This is a genomic window from Amycolatopsis sp. WAC 01375, from assembly GCF_003947325.1.
GTDB lineage: Bacteria > Actinomycetota > Actinomycetes > Mycobacteriales > Pseudonocardiaceae > Amycolatopsis.
This window is the reverse complement of sequence record NZ_QHHW01000044.1, coordinates 110,268-125,164: the sequence shown is the minus strand read 5'-3', so window position 1 is coordinate 125,164 and position 14,897 is coordinate 110,268. Positions and strand designations below refer to the sequence as shown.

At 69.0% G+C, this 14,897-nt stretch carries 19 protein-coding genes; 9 read left to right on the top strand and 10 right to left on the bottom strand.

The features are described from left to right. Positions 1-12: 12 nt before the first annotated feature. Entirely contained in the window at positions 13-1,146 is a 1,134-nt protein-coding gene (locus DL991_RS30565) for an NAD(P)/FAD-dependent oxidoreductase (protein ID WP_125787824.1), read from the bottom strand. Next, the gene (locus DL991_RS30560; RefSeq protein WP_125787823.1) at positions 1,143-1,817 is read right to left on the bottom strand and encodes a TetR/AcrR family transcriptional regulator; all 675 of its coding nucleotides are present in this window, start codon (positions 1,815-1,817) and stop codon (positions 1,143-1,145) included. The genes DL991_RS30565 and DL991_RS30560 overlap by 4 nt, the downstream gene beginning before the upstream one ends. Before the next feature lie 232 nt (positions 1,818-2,049). On the opposite strand from DL991_RS30560, the gene rox reads away from it, so the two are divergent. Beyond that, positions 2,050-3,477 (top strand): rifampin monooxygenase, encoded by a 1,428-nt coding sequence (rox, locus tag DL991_RS30555; RefSeq protein WP_125787822.1) that lies wholly within the window; start codon positions 2,050-2,052, stop codon positions 3,475-3,477. Between the two features lie 26 nt (positions 3,478-3,503). Here the strand turns inward: rox and DL991_RS30550 are convergent, their stop codons facing one another. Next, complete coding sequence (locus tag DL991_RS30550) at positions 3,504-3,950, bottom strand: Lrp/AsnC family transcriptional regulator (protein WP_125787821.1); 447 nt, start codon at positions 3,948-3,950, stop codon at positions 3,504-3,506. A 92-nt stretch (positions 3,951-4,042) separates the two neighbouring features. Here DL991_RS30550 and DL991_RS30545 point away from each other — a divergent pair, with 92 nt between their 5' ends. Then, positions 4,043-4,912 carry an LLM class flavin-dependent oxidoreductase gene (locus DL991_RS30545; RefSeq protein WP_125787820.1) on the top strand — a complete coding sequence of 290 codons (870 nt, stop codon included), beginning with the start codon at positions 4,043-4,045 and terminating at the stop codon, positions 4,910-4,912. After that, positions 4,909-5,334 carry a nucleoside deaminase gene (locus DL991_RS30540; RefSeq protein ID WP_125787819.1) on the top strand — a complete coding sequence of 142 codons (426 nt, stop codon included), beginning with the start codon at positions 4,909-4,911 and terminating at the stop codon, positions 5,332-5,334. The genes DL991_RS30545 and DL991_RS30540 overlap by 4 nt, the downstream gene beginning before the upstream one ends. Here DL991_RS30540 and DL991_RS30535 read toward each other — a convergent pair. Next, entirely contained in the window at positions 5,325-5,528 is a 204-nt protein-coding gene (locus DL991_RS30535; RefSeq protein ID WP_125787818.1) for a hypothetical protein, read from the bottom strand. The genes DL991_RS30540 and DL991_RS30535 overlap by 10 nt on opposite strands. A gap of 101 nt (positions 5,529-5,629) precedes the next feature. On the opposite strand from DL991_RS30535, the gene DL991_RS30530 reads away from it, so the two are divergent. Continuing rightward, positions 5,630-6,757: a tyrosine-type recombinase/integrase gene (locus DL991_RS30530; protein WP_158634470.1), complete on the top strand. Its 1,128-nt coding sequence runs from the start codon at positions 5,630-5,632 to the stop codon at positions 6,755-6,757. Here DL991_RS30530 and DL991_RS30525 read toward each other — a convergent pair. Then, positions 6,748-6,936, bottom strand: coding sequence for a hypothetical protein (locus DL991_RS30525; RefSeq protein ID WP_125787816.1), 189 nt, complete (start codon positions 6,934-6,936; stop codon positions 6,748-6,750). The genes DL991_RS30530 and DL991_RS30525 overlap by 10 nt on opposite strands. 25 nt (positions 6,937-6,961) lie before the next feature. Here DL991_RS30525 and DL991_RS30520 point away from each other — a divergent pair, with 25 nt between their 5' ends. Then, positions 6,962-7,474, top strand: a complete 513-nt coding sequence (locus DL991_RS30520; protein ID WP_125787815.1) for a CGNR zinc finger domain-containing protein — start codon at positions 6,962-6,964, stop codon at positions 7,472-7,474. Positions 7,475-7,479: 5 nt separating this feature from the next. Here the strand turns inward: DL991_RS30520 and DL991_RS30515 are convergent, their stop codons facing one another. Then, positions 7,480-8,625, bottom strand: coding sequence for a hypothetical protein (locus DL991_RS30515; RefSeq protein ID WP_233599070.1), 1,146 nt, complete (start codon positions 8,623-8,625; stop codon positions 7,480-7,482). Between the two features lie 226 nt (positions 8,626-8,851). Between DL991_RS30515 and DL991_RS30510 the strand changes: the two genes are divergently transcribed. After that, entirely contained in the window at positions 8,852-9,607 is a 756-nt protein-coding gene (locus tag DL991_RS30510; protein WP_125787813.1) for an SDR family oxidoreductase, read from the top strand. A gap of 51 nt (positions 9,608-9,658) precedes the next feature. After that, positions 9,659-10,537 (top strand): LysR substrate-binding domain-containing protein, encoded by an 879-nt coding sequence (locus tag DL991_RS30505; protein WP_125787812.1) that lies wholly within the window; start codon positions 9,659-9,661, stop codon positions 10,535-10,537. Positions 10,538-10,659: 122 nt separating this feature from the next. On the opposite strand, the gene DL991_RS30500 is transcribed toward DL991_RS30505, so the two are convergent. Then, positions 10,660-11,139, bottom strand: coding sequence for a MarR family winged helix-turn-helix transcriptional regulator (locus DL991_RS30500; protein WP_125787811.1), 480 nt, complete (start codon positions 11,137-11,139; stop codon positions 10,660-10,662). A gap of 112 nt (positions 11,140-11,251) precedes the next feature. On the opposite strand from DL991_RS30500, the gene DL991_RS30495 reads away from it, so the two are divergent. Beyond that, the gene (locus DL991_RS30495) at positions 11,252-12,331 is read left to right on the top strand and encodes an epoxide hydrolase family protein (RefSeq protein ID WP_125787810.1); all 1,080 of its coding nucleotides are present in this window, start codon (positions 11,252-11,254) and stop codon (positions 12,329-12,331) included. A gap of 132 nt (positions 12,332-12,463) precedes the next feature. Here the strand turns inward: DL991_RS30495 and DL991_RS30490 are convergent, their stop codons facing one another. Further along, complete coding sequence (locus tag DL991_RS30490) at positions 12,464-12,667, bottom strand: hypothetical protein (RefSeq protein WP_125787809.1); 204 nt, start codon at positions 12,665-12,667, stop codon at positions 12,464-12,466. Between the two features lie 94 nt (positions 12,668-12,761). Continuing rightward, positions 12,762-13,496 (bottom strand): TetR family transcriptional regulator, encoded by a 735-nt coding sequence (locus DL991_RS30485; RefSeq protein WP_125787808.1) that lies wholly within the window; start codon positions 13,494-13,496, stop codon positions 12,762-12,764. 101 nt (positions 13,497-13,597) lie between these two features. Between DL991_RS30485 and DL991_RS30480 the strand changes: the two genes are divergently transcribed. Beyond that, a complete protein-coding gene (locus tag DL991_RS30480) occupies positions 13,598-14,065 on the top strand; it encodes a glycogen operon protein GlgX (RefSeq protein WP_125787807.1) in 468 nt (155 codons plus the stop codon). 8 nt (positions 14,066-14,073) lie between these two features. Here DL991_RS30480 and DL991_RS30475 read toward each other — a convergent pair whose 3' ends face one another. Further along, on the bottom strand, positions 14,074-14,802 hold the full coding sequence (locus tag DL991_RS30475) for a VanZ family protein (RefSeq protein ID WP_125787806.1): 729 nt from the start codon (positions 14,800-14,802) through the stop codon (positions 14,074-14,076). Positions 14,803-14,897: the final 95 nt, after the last annotated feature.

The window sequence follows — 14,897 nt, the reverse complement described above, 5'->3', positions numbered from 1 at the left end:
GCGATGGTTGCCTCAACGGTAGGACGCGAACTGTTCCAGCAAAGGCTTCGGGGAGCCTTCGGCGAAGCACAGGGCAAGGCTTTCGGCGGATTCGGCCGCCGAGGCCTCGCTGCGCGGGAACAGCGCCGTCTCGTACGCACCGAGAGCGGCTTCGGCGTCGCCGGAGTGGGCTGCGAGGGCCAGGCCGAGTTCGGCGCCGTCGAGCATCGCGAGGTTGGCACCTTCACCGGCGAACGGCGACATCAGGTGGGCGGCATCCCCGAGAAGGGTGACGCCGGGGACGCGGTCCCATCGGTGGCCGACGGGAAGCGCGTGGATCGGCCGTGGGATCAGTTCGCCGTCCGCGTCGGTGATCAGCGCTCGCAGGCCGGCGTCCCAGCCGTCGAAGTGGTCCAGCACGGCGGCTTTCGCGGAGGTGGTGTCGCTGAAGTCGACAGTGGAGATCCAGTCCTCCTCGATCCTCACGGCGACGTAGACGTGCAGGCTGCCGGTGGTGTCGTGATGCGCCAGGAGTCCTCTGGCCTCGTCGAGTGCGAAGAACATGCCGCTTCCGACGAGCGCGGCGCTCGCGGGGTGGCGGTTCTCGGCGTCGTTCAGGTGCACTTCGACGAAGGAGATGCCCTCATAAGCAGGCTCGGCGGCCGAGACAAGAGGGCGGACCTTGGACCACGCGCCGTCGGCGCCGATCAGCAGATCCGTGGTGAACGTGGTGCCGTCGGCCAGAGTGACCTCGTGTCCGCCGCCGTCGTGCGCGCGTGCGCCGGTGACCTTGACACCCCAGCGCACGGTGCCTTCGGGCAAGGACCTGAGGAGCAGGTCGCGCAGGTCGCCGCGGGCGACTTCGGGGCGTCCGCCGTCACCGTCGTCGGCCTCCTCGCGGTGCACGACCGCGTGCCGGTCGAGGATGCGCAGGGCCTCGCCACCGGGATGCACGAGCGAGCGGAATTCGTCATGGAGTCCGGCGGCCCGAAGCGCCGCCTGTCCGGATTCGACGTGGATGTCGAGCATGCCGCCCTGTGCCCGTGCGGACGGCGACGCGTCCAGGTCGAAGACCGCGGACTCGATGCCGTTGACGTGCAGGACGCGGGCGAGGGTAAGGCCGCCGAGGCCGGCGCCGATGATCGCGATGGGGTGGTGTGTGGTCATGTCGGGTTCCTTTCGGTGGGCAGGCCGGTGTGCGTGATTCCGGTGATCAGCACCCGCAGTCCCCACGACATCCGCTGTTCTGGCCGTCCGGTGAGCAGGTCTGCCGCGTGTGCGGCGATCTGGGGATGCGTGGTCTCGTCGGCGTCCCTCACAGCGCGGGCCAGCGCGTCCCAGTCGTCCGGGGAGTCCTGCTCGGCGTGCTCGGCCGCGGTCGCCGTCGCGTGTTGGAGGAGGATGTCGATCCCCCACGCGCGCCGCTCGGGTGGCACGTCGCCCTCGGCGAGGAGGGCGAGCAGGTTCTCGACCAGGCCGAGGTAGTTCTCGCCGCTCGGGCGGGCCACCAGTGCGGAGAGGGCGAGGCCGGGGTACTCGAGCAGGGTGGAGGTGTAGCCGGTGAGCAGCTGTTCGAGCCGGTCGCGCCAGTCGCCTTCGGGCGGCGGCGGGGCGATCGTGCCGAGGAGTTCGTCCAGGATCGCCGCGTGCAGCTCGGCGGTGTTGCGGACGTAGACGTAGAGCGAGGCCGCGCCGGTGTCGAGTTCCTGCGCCAGGCGGCGCATCGTGACCTTTCGCAGGCCTTCCTCCCGCAGGATCGCGACCGCCGCGGCGACGATGCCGCCGCGGGTCAACGCGGGTTTGGCCGGTCGTTCCCGGCGGCTCTTCTCAGGTGCCATGCGACCACTATAGCGAACATGTTCGTAACGAACATGTTCGGCCTAGTGTCAGTGATGCGCGCTGCTTCCCACGGGGGGCGTCCGTCCACTACGGACTGAAATGACGAAAGCAGGGAGATCGACACTCCCTGCCACTTCTAACGTATAGCGCACCCGGGGGCTTGCGGCAAGACCCCTGTCGTGCCGCAGAATCTCCCGCCGGACAACACGAGCTCGACAATCGGGGGAACTCTTGATCGACGTGATCATCGCGGGCGGCGGACCGACCGGCATGATGCTGGGCGCCGAACTGCGACTGCACGGCGTCCATGTGGTCGTCGTGGAGAAGGACGCGGAGCAGACCAAGGTCGTCCGCTCCATGGGCCTGCACGCACGCAGCATCGAGGTGATGGACCAGCGGGGCCTGCTGGAGCGCTTCCTCGAACACGGCACGAAGTACCCGGTCGGCGGCTCCTTCGCGGGCATCCCGAAATCGGCGCCGCCGCTGGACAGCGCCCACGCCTACATCCTCGGCATTCCGCAGACCGTCACCGACCGCCTGCTGACCGAGCACGCCACCGAGGTGGGTGTCGACCTCCGGCGCGGTCGGGAACTGGTCGGCCTGAGCCAGGACGAGGACGGCGTGGACGTCGAACTCTCCGACGGGACGACACTGCGCTCGCGCTACCTCGTCGGCTGCGACGGCGGCCGCAGCACGGTCCGCAAACTGCTCGGGATCGACTTCCCCGGCGAGCCCGCCACCGCCGAGACGCTGCTGGGCGAGATGGAACTGACCGAGGACTGGGAAACGGTGCTCGCCGTGATGACCGAAGTCCGCAAGACCCAGTTGCGGTTCGGTCTCTCCCCCATCGGCGACGGGGTGTACCGGGTGGGAGTGCCCGCCGAAGGACTGGCCGAGGATCCCCGCATCCCGCCGACCTTCGACGAGGTCAAACGGCAGCTCAAAGCCGTCGCCGGCAGCGACTTCGGCGTGCACTCGCCGCGCTGGCTCTCCCGCTTCGGCGACGCGACGCGGCTGGCCGAGCGCTACCGGGCAGGGCGCGCGTTCCTCGCGGGCGACGCGGCGCACATCCACCCGCCGGTCGGCGGGCAGGGGCTCAACCTCGGTGTCCAGGACGCCTTCAACCTCGGCTGGAAACTGGCCGCCGCGGTCAACGGCTGGGCACCGGAAGACCTGCTGGACACCTATCACACGGAACGGCACCCGGTGGCCGCCGCGGTACTGGACAACACCCGCGCGCAGATGCAGCTGATGTCGCTCGACCCGGGGTCCCAGGCCGTCCGAAGGCTGCTCACGGAGCTGATGGATTTCGAGGACGTGAGCCTGTTCCTGACCGAGAAGATCACCGCGACCGCGATCCGCTACGACTTCGGCGAAGGGCACGAGCTGCTCGGCCGCCGGATGCGGGATCTGGACTTCAAGCAAGGACATCTCTACGGGCTGACCCGTAGCGGTCGTGGCCTGCTGCTCGACCAGACCGGCGCGCTCTCGGTGCGGGACTGGTCGGACCGGGTCGACCACGTCGTCGACGTCAGCGAAGAACTCGAGGTACCGGCGGTGCTGCTGCGGCCGGACGGGCACGTGGCGTGGGCGGGTGAAGACCAGGAAGAGCTGCTCACGGCTTTGCGCCGGTGGTTCGGAGAGACCGAAGGGCTTTAGCGACGTCCGCGGGGGCCCGTGCCCGGTCACGGGCCCTGCGGACCCCGATAACGCAACGTCTGGTTGTAGACGATGTTGGTGTTCGTACTCCCGAACAGCGCGAGCTCGTTGACGATCTCCTCCAGCCGTCCCATCGACGGGGCCGCGATCTTCAGCGAATAGCAGTCGTCACCGGTCGTGCGGAGGCATTCGAGGATCTCGGTCCGCTCCGCCAGGAGCTTGTGCAACGGCGCGTGCTTGCTGCCCGGATACTTCAGCCGCACCACCGCGAGCACCACATACCCGGCCTTCTCCAGGTCGACCTCGGCGCGGTAGCCGGTGATCACCCCGGCCGACTCCAGCCGTTTGACCCGCTCCGTCGTCGCCGACGCGCTCAAGTTGACCCGTTTCCCCAGCTCGGTGAGCGGAAGCCGCCCGTCGTTCTGGAGCTCCACCAGGATCGCCCAGTCGGTCGCGTCGAGAGTCTCGGCCATCGGGGCAGAATACCGGCAGATCCACGGTGGAAGTGCCGGTACGCCGGGAAAGATCTCTTCCCGGGTTATCGCCCCGCCGATAGCCTTGACCTGTGCGAATAGGTGTCAACGTCCCGAATTTCGGCCCGGGGACCGACCCCGGGATCCTCCGCGGCTGGGCCACCACGGTCGAAGGCCTCGGCTACGACCTGCTCATGGTGTCCGACCACGTCGCCATCACCCCCGACGTCGCCGAGCAGTATCCGGCGCCGTTCTACGAACCGTTCACGACGCTGTCCTGGCTCGCCGGCGTGACGAACGAAATCCGGCTGGGCACCACCGTGCTCATCGTCCCGTACCGGCATCCGCTGCTGATCGCCCGCATGGCCGCGAACCTGAACCAGCTCAGCGGCGGACGGCTCGTGCTCGGCGTCGCGTCCGGCTGGGCCCGTCAGGAGTTCGCAGCGCTCGACGTCCCGTTCGAGAAACGAGGACGGCTGACCGACGGCCATCTCGACGCCGTCCGGAAGGCCTGGGCCGACGACACCGACTACCGCGCCGGTGACATCCCGATCTGGGTCGGCGGCAACAGCGACGCCGGGATCCGCCGCGCCGTCCGGGTCGGGGACGCCTGGCATCCGCTGCGGGCTACCCTCCCCTGGCTCACCGAAGCGCTCACCAGGGTCAAGACCATCGCCGACGCGCAGAACCGGCCCGTCCCCGCGTTCACCCCGCGGATCCTGCTGAACATCACCGGCCGTCCGGTCACCGGACCCGGCCGCCTCGCCGGGGAAGGCACGATCGAGCAGATCGTCGACGACCTCGACCGGCTACGCCACCTCGGTGCCGAGACGGTCGTACTCGACCCGTTCTCCGGTGACCCCGAGGAGACCCTCCGCCCGGAAGCCGCCTGGCAGGCGCTGGCGACCGTGGCCGCACACTGGGAACTGGGCCGCTACCGAACCGAACAGGACCGACGATGACCGAACAAGACGAGAAGTTCCTCCGCCGCGCCATCGAACTGGCCGCGAAATCCCGCACGGACGGCGACCCGCCCTTCGGCTCGCTCCTCGTCGGCCCCGACGGCACGGTGCTCGCCGAGGACCACAACACCTCGGTGTCGCAATCGGACATCAGCCTGCACCCGGAGCTGAAACTCGCCGTCTGGGCCGCGCGCGAACTCGACCCAGCCGTCGCCGCGGCGACCACGATGTACACCAGCTGCCAGCCGTGCGGGATGTGCCAGGGCGCCATCGAACGCTCCGGCCTCGGCCGGGTCGTGTTCGCCCTTTCCGGCGACCAGGTCACCGCGCTCAAACCGCCGTCCACCGCGCCGCCCGTCCGGCTCGAAGGCCCGGCGTTGTACGACGAAGCCCGCGTCCCCGTGGAGGGCTACTACACCTGAGCAGCGGCGAATCGGAATTCCGGCGGGGCCAGAATCGGCCCCATCACCGGATTCTCTTTCCGCAGCTCGATTTCCACGGCCGTCAATTCATCCCAGCATTCCAGGACCCGCGCCGTCGCCTGGTTCACGAAACGCGAACCGACGCACGCGGCCGCCCCGAAACCATAGGGTCGGTAATCCATGTAGTAGATCACCCAGCCCGACTCATTACTGCGAATGCCGCGCAGCAATACGGCCCTGTCAATAGCGGAACGAGACGGGTCGCGGACGGCCGGCTTCGGCTAGGATGATCACGATGTCCGCCGAACTCGTGCCCACCGCGCCGGAAGCACCGGCGGCCCGGCTGCCGGAGACCAGGGCCGAGAACCGGCGACAGATCCTCGCCGAAGCCGTCGCGCTGCTTCCCGCGCTCCCGCCCGCCGACCCGCTCGACCGGTACGCGATCCGGCACATCACCACGCTCTGGCTCGAGACCGACAAGACCGACCACACCCGCCGCGCCTACTACGCCGACCTCTCCGCCTGGCTCGGCTGGTGCGCCCGCACCGGGCTCGACCCGCTGACGGCCCGCCGCGCCGACGTCGACGCCTGGAAGAACACCCTCACCGTCACCGGCAGGGACGGCCTGCCCCGGCCCGCCGCCGACTCCACCGTCGCGCGCACCCTCGCCGGCATCTCCAGCTGGTACCGGTACCTGCAGTCCAACGACATCGCCGACCGCAACCCGGTCTCCGCGGTCAACCGGCCCAAAACCGGCAAGACCCCGCCGCTACCGGCCCTCGGCGGCGAGTCGACGGCGAAACTGCTGAACCACATGGAGAACCGGGCCCGCACCAACGACACCGAAGCGTCCTGGCGCGACGCCGCCGTCGTCGCGATCCTGTTCTACACCGGCCTGCGGGTCTCCGGCCTGACCACCGCGACCGTGCGCGACCTCGACGCCGACGCCGGGCACACGATCCTGCGCTACACCGCCAAGGGCGGCCACCGCGACTTCGTCCCGCTCGTACCCGCCGCCCTGCACCCGCTGCACCGCTACCTCGACCTGCGCGCCGCCCGCGCCGGAGTCCGTCCCGACGAACTGACCGGACCGCTGCTCGCGACCATGCCCCACCGCTACGACAGCACCAAGCCCGGCGGAAAACCGTTGGCGCAACGGGATGTCTGGTTTCTCCTGCGGGCACAGGCCCGCGCCGCCGGGCTCGCCGAAGCGAACACCATCTCCCCGCACACCGCGCGGCGCACCACCGGCACCCTGCTGCTGGCCAACGACGTCCCGGTGCAGAAGGTCCAGGACCTGCTGGGCCACGCGGACATCCGCACCACCCGCGACCGCTACGACGCGCACCGGCACAAGCTGGAGACCTCTCCCGTGCACGCGCTCGCGCAACTGCTCGCCGACGCGCGCCACCGTCAGAACTGAGCCTGCCCCAGCTGGGACTTCGTCGCCCCGATCACGACACCGTCGACCCGCGTGAGCCAGCTCCCGCACAGACACCGGACGTACTCGAGCCTGCCCTGGGACACCCGCTGGGTGTTCCGCACGCTTCCCGGCAGTTCCGCCAGCGGCCACCCGCACCGCGGACACATGTTCGCTTCCATCCCCCGATCGTGCTGTAATGAGTCAATGCACTTCAACCCTTACGGCGGAGCGGCGGCGCAGATCGCCGCCGAACTGGTCAATCTCGGCGACGCCGCCGGACCAGCCACCCTGACCGCGATCTTCAAGGACCGCATGACCGTCCCCGCCGTCGAGGAACACGAATCGACCGAGATCATCGCCTGGACCCAGAGACTCGGGCACGTCTTCGAAGCCGACCCGGCCACACGCGTCGACCTGGTCAACGCGCTGCTCCACGACTCCGCGTCCAAGCCCTACATCTCCACCCACGACGGCAAAGCCCCCCACCTGCACTACGTCGACGCGCACGCCGGAACCGTCTCCCGGGTCCGGGCCTACACCGCGGGCGGGCTCGCGCACCTCGTCTGCGACGCCCCTGATCGCTTCGGCGTCTGCTCACGCGAAGGTTGCGAAACCGTCTACGTCGACATCTCCCGCAACGGCCGACGCCGCTTCTGCTCGACCCGCTGCGCCACCAGAGTCCACGTCGCCGACCACCGCACCCGGCAGGCGAGCTAGGCGGGCTAGATCGCGTACCGCCACGCCGTCAGGGCATGCGCCGAGAACCACGCACCCAGGACCACCCACGCCGCCGCAGCCGCCACCGCAGTCACCGTCCGCCGCTTCGACAACCCGATCGCGATCGGGATCAGGACCGGGAAAGCAGGCAGGATGAACCGGATCTTCGCGTCCGGCAGCCCCCGCGTCCCGATCGCCAGCAACAGCACACCGGCGCCGTACAGCGTCAACGGCCACGGCACCCGGATCAACGCCGCCACCCCGGCCAACGCCACCGCACCCAGCAGTAACAACACCGTCAGCGTGCTGAACACCGACTCGTCCCCGGTCAACCGCGCCAGCACCGAATCCGCCGTCTCCGCCCCGAAATCGAACTCGGTGTTCCAACCCCGCAACTCGATGTCCTGCCAGCCGGTCCAACTGCCCGTCCGGTACGCGACGAACCCCAGGTACCCCGCCACCCCCAACGGCGCGACCACCGCACCCGCCAACGCCCACCAACGCTCCTCGGTGCGCCGGAAGACCGCGATCAACGCCGCCACGACGACCACCGCGACCAGCACCACCGCCGTCGACCGGGACAACCCGGCCCCGAAAGCACACAACCCCGCCAGCATCCAGCGCCGCTCCAGCACCCCCACCAACGCCCACACCGCGAACGCGCAGAACACCGCCTCCGTGTAGGCCATCGAGAACACGATCGCCATCGGCGCCCCGGCCCACAACGCCACCAGCAGCAACCCGGTCCGGTCACCCCGATCCGGCGACACCGCCCGCCCGATCCGGATCAGCCCGCACGCCAGCACGAGACCGGCGATCACCGACACCGTCAGCGCCGCGGTCACGACGTCGGGCCCGAGCCACATCACCGCGCCGACGAGCTTCGGATACAACGGGAAGAACGCCATCGGCGCGTCCGAGTACGGCTGCCTCGCCGCGTCCAGGGTTCCCGGCAGATCCGCGTACCCGTGCACCGCCAGCCGCAGATACCACTGACCGTCCCACGCGGTCAGCCGATCGGTCAGCGTCGAACCGCGCCGGGCGGCCAGCAGATCCAGCAACTGGACACTCGCCGTGCGGATCACCAGGTACAGCGCGATCGCCCTCGGGTAAGGCGACCAGGCCAGGCGGTCGAGGACTCTCTCGAACACACGCGCCGGACGCCCCTGCCGGGGCGCCGTCTCGCGAACGGCGGGTTGATCAAGGTCGTCGACTTCTCGAAGCACGATCAGAGTGTCCACAATGTGAGGTCATTTCGCCGTTCGATCTCGAAGATTCACAGCTCGGAGCAGGTGGGGAAGGCCACAAACCAGGCTTGTGGGCCCACCTCGATCCTGTGTTTCCCAGCCCCCGCCCACGGCTCCTACGGTCGGAACCATGAGCGAACAGAACATCGACGACAAGGTCGCGATCATCGCCGGCGGCGCGAAGAACCTCGGCGGACTCCTCTCCACCACCCTCGGCGAGGCCGGCGCCAAAGTCGTCGTCCACTACCACGGCGACACCTCCGCGGCCGACGCCGAGAAGACCGTCGAAGCCGTCCTCGACACCGGCTCCGAAGCCATCGCCGTCCAAGGCGACCTGACCACGGTCGCCGACGTCCGCCGCCTCTTCGACACCGCGATCGACAACTTCGGCCGCGCCGACATCGCGGTCAACACCACCGGCATGGTCCTGCGCAAACCGATCCTCGAAACCACCGAGGACGAGTACGACCGCATGTTCGCGGTCAACGCGAAAGCCGCCTACTTCTTCATCCAGGAAGCCGGCCGACGCCTCTCCGACAACGGCAGGATCATCAGCCTCGGCACCTCACTGCTGGCGGCCTTCACCGACGGCTACTCCACCTACGCCGGCGGCAAAGCCCCGCTGGAGCACTTCACCAGGGCGGCCGCCAAGGAGTTCGCCGACCGCGGCATCTCGGTCAACGTCGTCGCCCCCGGCCCGATGGACACCCCGTTCTTCTACCCGCAGGAAACCCCCGAACGGGTCGAGTTCCACAAGTCGCAGGCCATGGGCGGACGCCTCACGAAGATCGAGGACATCGTGCCGATCATCCGGTTCCTGGCCACCGACGGCGGCTGGTTCACCGGCCAGACGATGTTCCCGAACGGCGGCTACACCACACGCTGACCCCTACGCTGACCGAGACGCCGCAGACCGGACACGAAGGGGAACCCCGAGGTGGGCCTGGACCTGTACAAGCTGAACCACCTCATCGCCGTCGCCGAAGAAGGCAGCTTCACCCGCGCGGCGACCCGGCTGCACCTGAGCCAGCAGGCGCTGTCGACCTCGGTGCGCACGCTCGAGCGGGAAGTCGGCGTCCCCCTGCTCGAGCGGAGCGCCACCGGCGTCACCGTCCTCCCCGCCGGACAGGCACTCATCGCCGACGCCCACCTCCTGCACGGCATCGCCGACTCCGCCGTCCAGCGCGCCCGGCGCATCGGCCGGACCGAACCGGAACGACTCCGCGTCGGCCACACCCCCGCCGTCACCGGCGACGAGGTCACCGCCCTGCTCCGGAAGCACCAGCCCGACCCCGAGCTGATCATCGACGTCAACCAGCGCTATCCCGACGAACTCGTCGCACAGCTGCTCGGCGGACAGCTCGATCTCGGCCTCGGCCGCGCACTGGCCCTCGCGCACGGCCTTGTCGGCACCACCCTGATCCGGCAGCCGCTCAACGTCGCCGTCGCGGCAGGCCACCGGTTCGCCGGACGCGACCACCTCCAGCTGAGCGACCTCGCCGACGAGGACATCACCGTCTGGGGACATCCCGGCCGCTCCGGGTACACCGATCTGCTCGTCAACCTCTGCCGTGACGCGGGATTCGAGCCACGCGTGCGCCGCAACCCCATCCAGGGAACACCACCGGTCACTGCCGTCCTCGACACCGACGGCGTCGCCCTCGTGACCGCGCCGCCAGGACCGGCGGCCGGCGGCGCCGTGTGCGTCCTGGGGCTGGAACCGGAGGTAAACGTCCCGCTTCAGGCACTTTGGCCCCAGTACAGCACTTCCGACGCTCGCCAGGCCTTTCTCGCGTCTGCCCAGGGTTTCTCGTGAGGCACACGGGTCTCGTGAGTGGCGCGATGTCGTGATGATGGAGGATTTGGGACACTGAACGTCCCAAATCCTCCATCGCCGAGCTCTCAGGGCTGGTCCAGGACAGGTGGGCGAATCGCCACTCACGAGAGGTCGACCCGGGACTCGCCGGTCCGCCGATCGTGGTGATCCAGCAGCTTCGACAGCAGCTCGGTGAACTGCGCCCGCTCCCCGGGTGACAGCGGTTCCAGCAGTTCTTCCTGGCGCTCGGCCAGCTGCTTCTCCAGCCTCCGCAACCGCCGCTTGCCGGCGGTGGTCAGTGAGATGACGTTGCGCCGCCGATCGGCGGGATCCGGGGCGCGCTCAACCAGTTCGCGGTCGGCGAGTTCGTTGATCGTCGCGACCATCTCGCTGACGTGGATCCCACTACGACGGCCAAGCGTCGCCTGACTGGCGGGACCGTACTCCTCCAGCGTCGCCAGCACGCGGTAGTGGTAGCCCCGGGCGTCGACGGCGGAGAACCCGTCGGTCACCAGGCGATGGGCGTGGGTCGCGGTCTGCGTGAGCAGCCAGCTTGGCAGACCGCGCCATCGGGCAGGCGGCTCTCCGGACGAGTTCTCCATGTGACAAGTCTAACCAATCGTTGGGAGCCCGAACGATTGCAGTATCGTTTGGAGACCAAACGTTGGGCGCCTAAACGTTTAGGCGGCGAATGACCATCCGGGAGCCAAGACCATGATCAAGCCCTTCCGTATCGACGTCCCCCAGGCCGACCTCGACGATCTCCACGACCGCCTGTCCCGCACCCGCTGGCCCAACGAGATCACCGACGCCGACTGGGACTACGGCTTCCCACTGGCCCGCCTCAAGGAACTGGCCGAGCACTGGCGCACCGGTTACGACTGGCGCGCGCACGAAGCCGAGCTCAACGAACTTCCACACTTCACCACCGAGATCGAAGGTCAGAACATCCACTTCATCCACGTCCGGTCCGCGAACCCGGACGCGCTCGCGCTGATCCTCACCCACGGCTGGCCCGGTTCGTTCCTGGAGTTCCTCGACGTGATCGAGCCGCTGTCACGCGACTTCCACCTGGTCATCCCGTCCATCCCCGGCTACGGATTCTCCGGCCCGACCCACGAACGCGGCTGGGACATCACCCGAATCGCGCTAGCTTGGGTCGAGCTGATGCGCAGGCTCGGATACGAGCGCTACGGCGCACAGGGCGGCGACTTCGGCTCGGGCATCTCGATCGCACTCGGCACGGTGGCCCCCGAACAGGTCGTCGGTGTACACGTCAACTACCTGCCGACCCGGCCGGAAGCCGGTGTCGAACTGTCCGAAAAGGACGAAGCCCGACTGGACAAGGTCCGGCGGCTGATGGCGAGCCGGCCGCCGTATCAGGCCCTGCAGGCCGCGACCCCGCAGACCATCGGCTACGCGCTGACCGATTCGCCGGTCGGCCAGCTGGCCTGGATCGCCGAGCGCTTCGCACAGTGGACGGATCCCCGCTCGCCGATCAGCGACGACCGGATGCTCACCGACATCTCGCTGTACTGGCTGACCGCGACCGCGGCCTCCTCCGCGCGACTGCACCACGAGGCCGTGCGCGGCACCGAGCCGTGCCCGGTCCCGCTCGGCGTGGCAGTGCTCCCGTACGACATCACGCAGTCGGTGCGGCCGCTGGCCGAGCGGCTGTACGACATCAGGCACTGGTCGGAGTTCGAGCGCGGCGGACACTTCGCCGCGATGGAGGTACCGGATCTCCTGGCTGAGGACATTCGGGCCTTCTTCCTCGGCCTGCCGGCGTCGTAGCCGGGTTTTCTCTGTCGAAGGAATGGGCTTTGAAGTCAGCCCAGCAGTATAGGGCGTTATACATTTGAGGAACGTCAGTGATCGGTCGAGAGCTCCACCGCTTCAGTCGATTTCCGGCCTTCCAGGACGCGCCTATATAGGGGGTAGGCGGATGAGTCCCGCGATGAGAAGGCAGATCAGATAGGCGTTGCCGATCAAGGCCTCCACGAGGTTCCAGTCGCGCTCCGCTCCCCCGCCGCCCGGGACCACGGAGACCGTCCACCCGGTGAACAGAACGGCGACCATCAGCGCAGCCCCGCGACGTCCTCGGGCGGCGAGGAAGCCGATCGCGGGCACCACCCACACCCAGTGGTGAGTCCAGGAGATCGGGCTGATCAGCAGGGAACATCCTACCTTCGGATCGCCTCATGGCACTGAGTGCCAGAACCGGTTACGGCTCGTTCAAGGCAGCGTTCACCTTGGCGATGACGGTGTGCAGCGGTGCTGCCGTGGACAGCACGGCCACCACCGTCTTTTCGGCGCCGGCGCCCGCGACGGGTTCGGCTCTGAACGCGTCGATGACCAGCGCGAAGGCCTCCGCCGCGCTGGCCGCGATGTCGTCCTGCCCGCCACTGCGCAACCAGCGCCGGAGCACGTGGTTGTTGGCGGCCGCGATCGCCGCCGCGGCCACTGCCGCCCGCAGGCTCGCCGTCTCGTCGCCCTGCTCCGTGTACCGCGCCCGCAGGTAGCGGGCGAGCACCCGCTGGTAGCGGTCGACGGTCGCGACCTCCTTGTCCCGCAACGAGGGGACCGTCCGCGTCAGGGTGAACCGCTTGAGCGAGACGTCGAGTTCCGCGGCGTAGGAGTCGAGGACAAGGCCGACCGCGGCGCAGGCCACCTCCACCGGGTCGCGGCCGGGGTCCGCGGCGGCGAACGTCTCCTCCATTTCGGCCACGATCTCGTCGTGGTTCGCGAAGAGCACGTCGTCCTTGGCGTCGAAGTACCGGAAGAACGTCCGGCGGCCCACCCCGGCGGCGGCCGCGATCTCGTCCACCGTGGTGGCCTCGTAGCCCTTGGCCACGAACAGGTCGACGGCCGCGGCGGCGAGCGCGCGACGCAGCCGGCGACGGCCCGCGGGCGTCGCCCCTGCCCTGGTCACCGGCGCTCGGCGCGGCGAATCGGTCATAGCGGGACGGTAGCAGCCACTTGCTAGTGGCACTGAGTGCCGTTAGGCTGACGGTGATCCCGGGGCCATCGTGTCCCTCCGCCGTCCGGAAGGCGCCGACGATGTCGCTGGACCACCAAGTGCTTCCGATCGAGTCCCGCTCGTCGGTGGAGTCGATCCGCCCCCGGGGCGACGCCTTTTACAGCCGTCTCTTCGGCTGGTCGCTGAAATGGCGTGGCACGCAGCCGTTCCTGGTGCTGGAAAACGGGATCTGCGCGGTGACCCTGCCCAAGATCAACGGCGCCCAGGTCCTCACCCGGCTCGCCGAGACCGGCTGCGGGGGCCCCGCCATGGCGGTGCTGACCCAGCAGGGCCCGCGTGTGGCCATCCTCGCCGAGTCCGACGGGCTTATCCCGCCTCGGATCTCCTTGCCACCGCACGTCGAGGTGCTCGCGTGGGGTGCACTACTCCCCTTGCCCGCCGACTCCGGCCGCGCCGAAGCCCACGCGGAATGGCTCTCGGCACCGGATCCCCGGCAGCGCTGGCTTCCGAGCCTGGACGCCGTCCTCGCGGGCGTCCGGCCGAGGTAGCGCGCGACTCATGCCGCCACCGAGGCCTGAGCCGAGACGAGCAGGGCTCCACCGTCCGATTCGGACAGGGTGATCTCGAGAGTCGCGCCTTCGGCCAACGGTGGAAGGTCGTTCAGGGTCACGCGGCCGATCAGCCGTTGCCCGCGGCGCGCGTTCGCCACACCGGAACTCCGGACCTCGATCCCCGACCGCTGCCACACGCTGACACTGTCCACCGTCGCCGTCCGGGCACGCCACAGGGTTCCGCACCAGGCCACGAGCGCGGCCCCCGCCGTGTTGCACAGCACGTCGTCCAGCGATCCGACCCGGCCGGCGCCCTGCCAGACCTGGAGACACTCGATCGACACGGACGCCACGAACGCCGACAGGACGACCCGCGGCACCGGCCTCGCCCACTCGAAGCGCACCGGCATCAGCACCGCGAGCGGCGTCAGCAGGAAAACGTTGCCCGCCAACTGGAACAGGGCGGGATCGGGGTGATCACCGAAGACGGGCAGGACGTCCGCCAGCAGGTGAAGACTCACCGGGGAACCGCGTCCCGCCGGCGGCGCCGGCACGAAGACGACCAGGAGCACCGCGAAAAGCGAGGCCAGCAAAGCGAAATCCAGCGCGATCGCGAACGGGCGGCGCCGCTTCCCTCGGAGGCGTGCCCCGATTTCGACAATCCCCGCACCGGCCGCGGCGGCGAGCAGCGACCACGGTGCGGCGCCGGAGAATGCCTGCCACCACCATCCCATGCACTCCCCTTTCGCCGATGATCGTCTTCGGCGAGGGTGGCAGGATCGTGAAGGTCAGACAAGAACTCGGGCTATTGTCGGTGAATAACTACCAT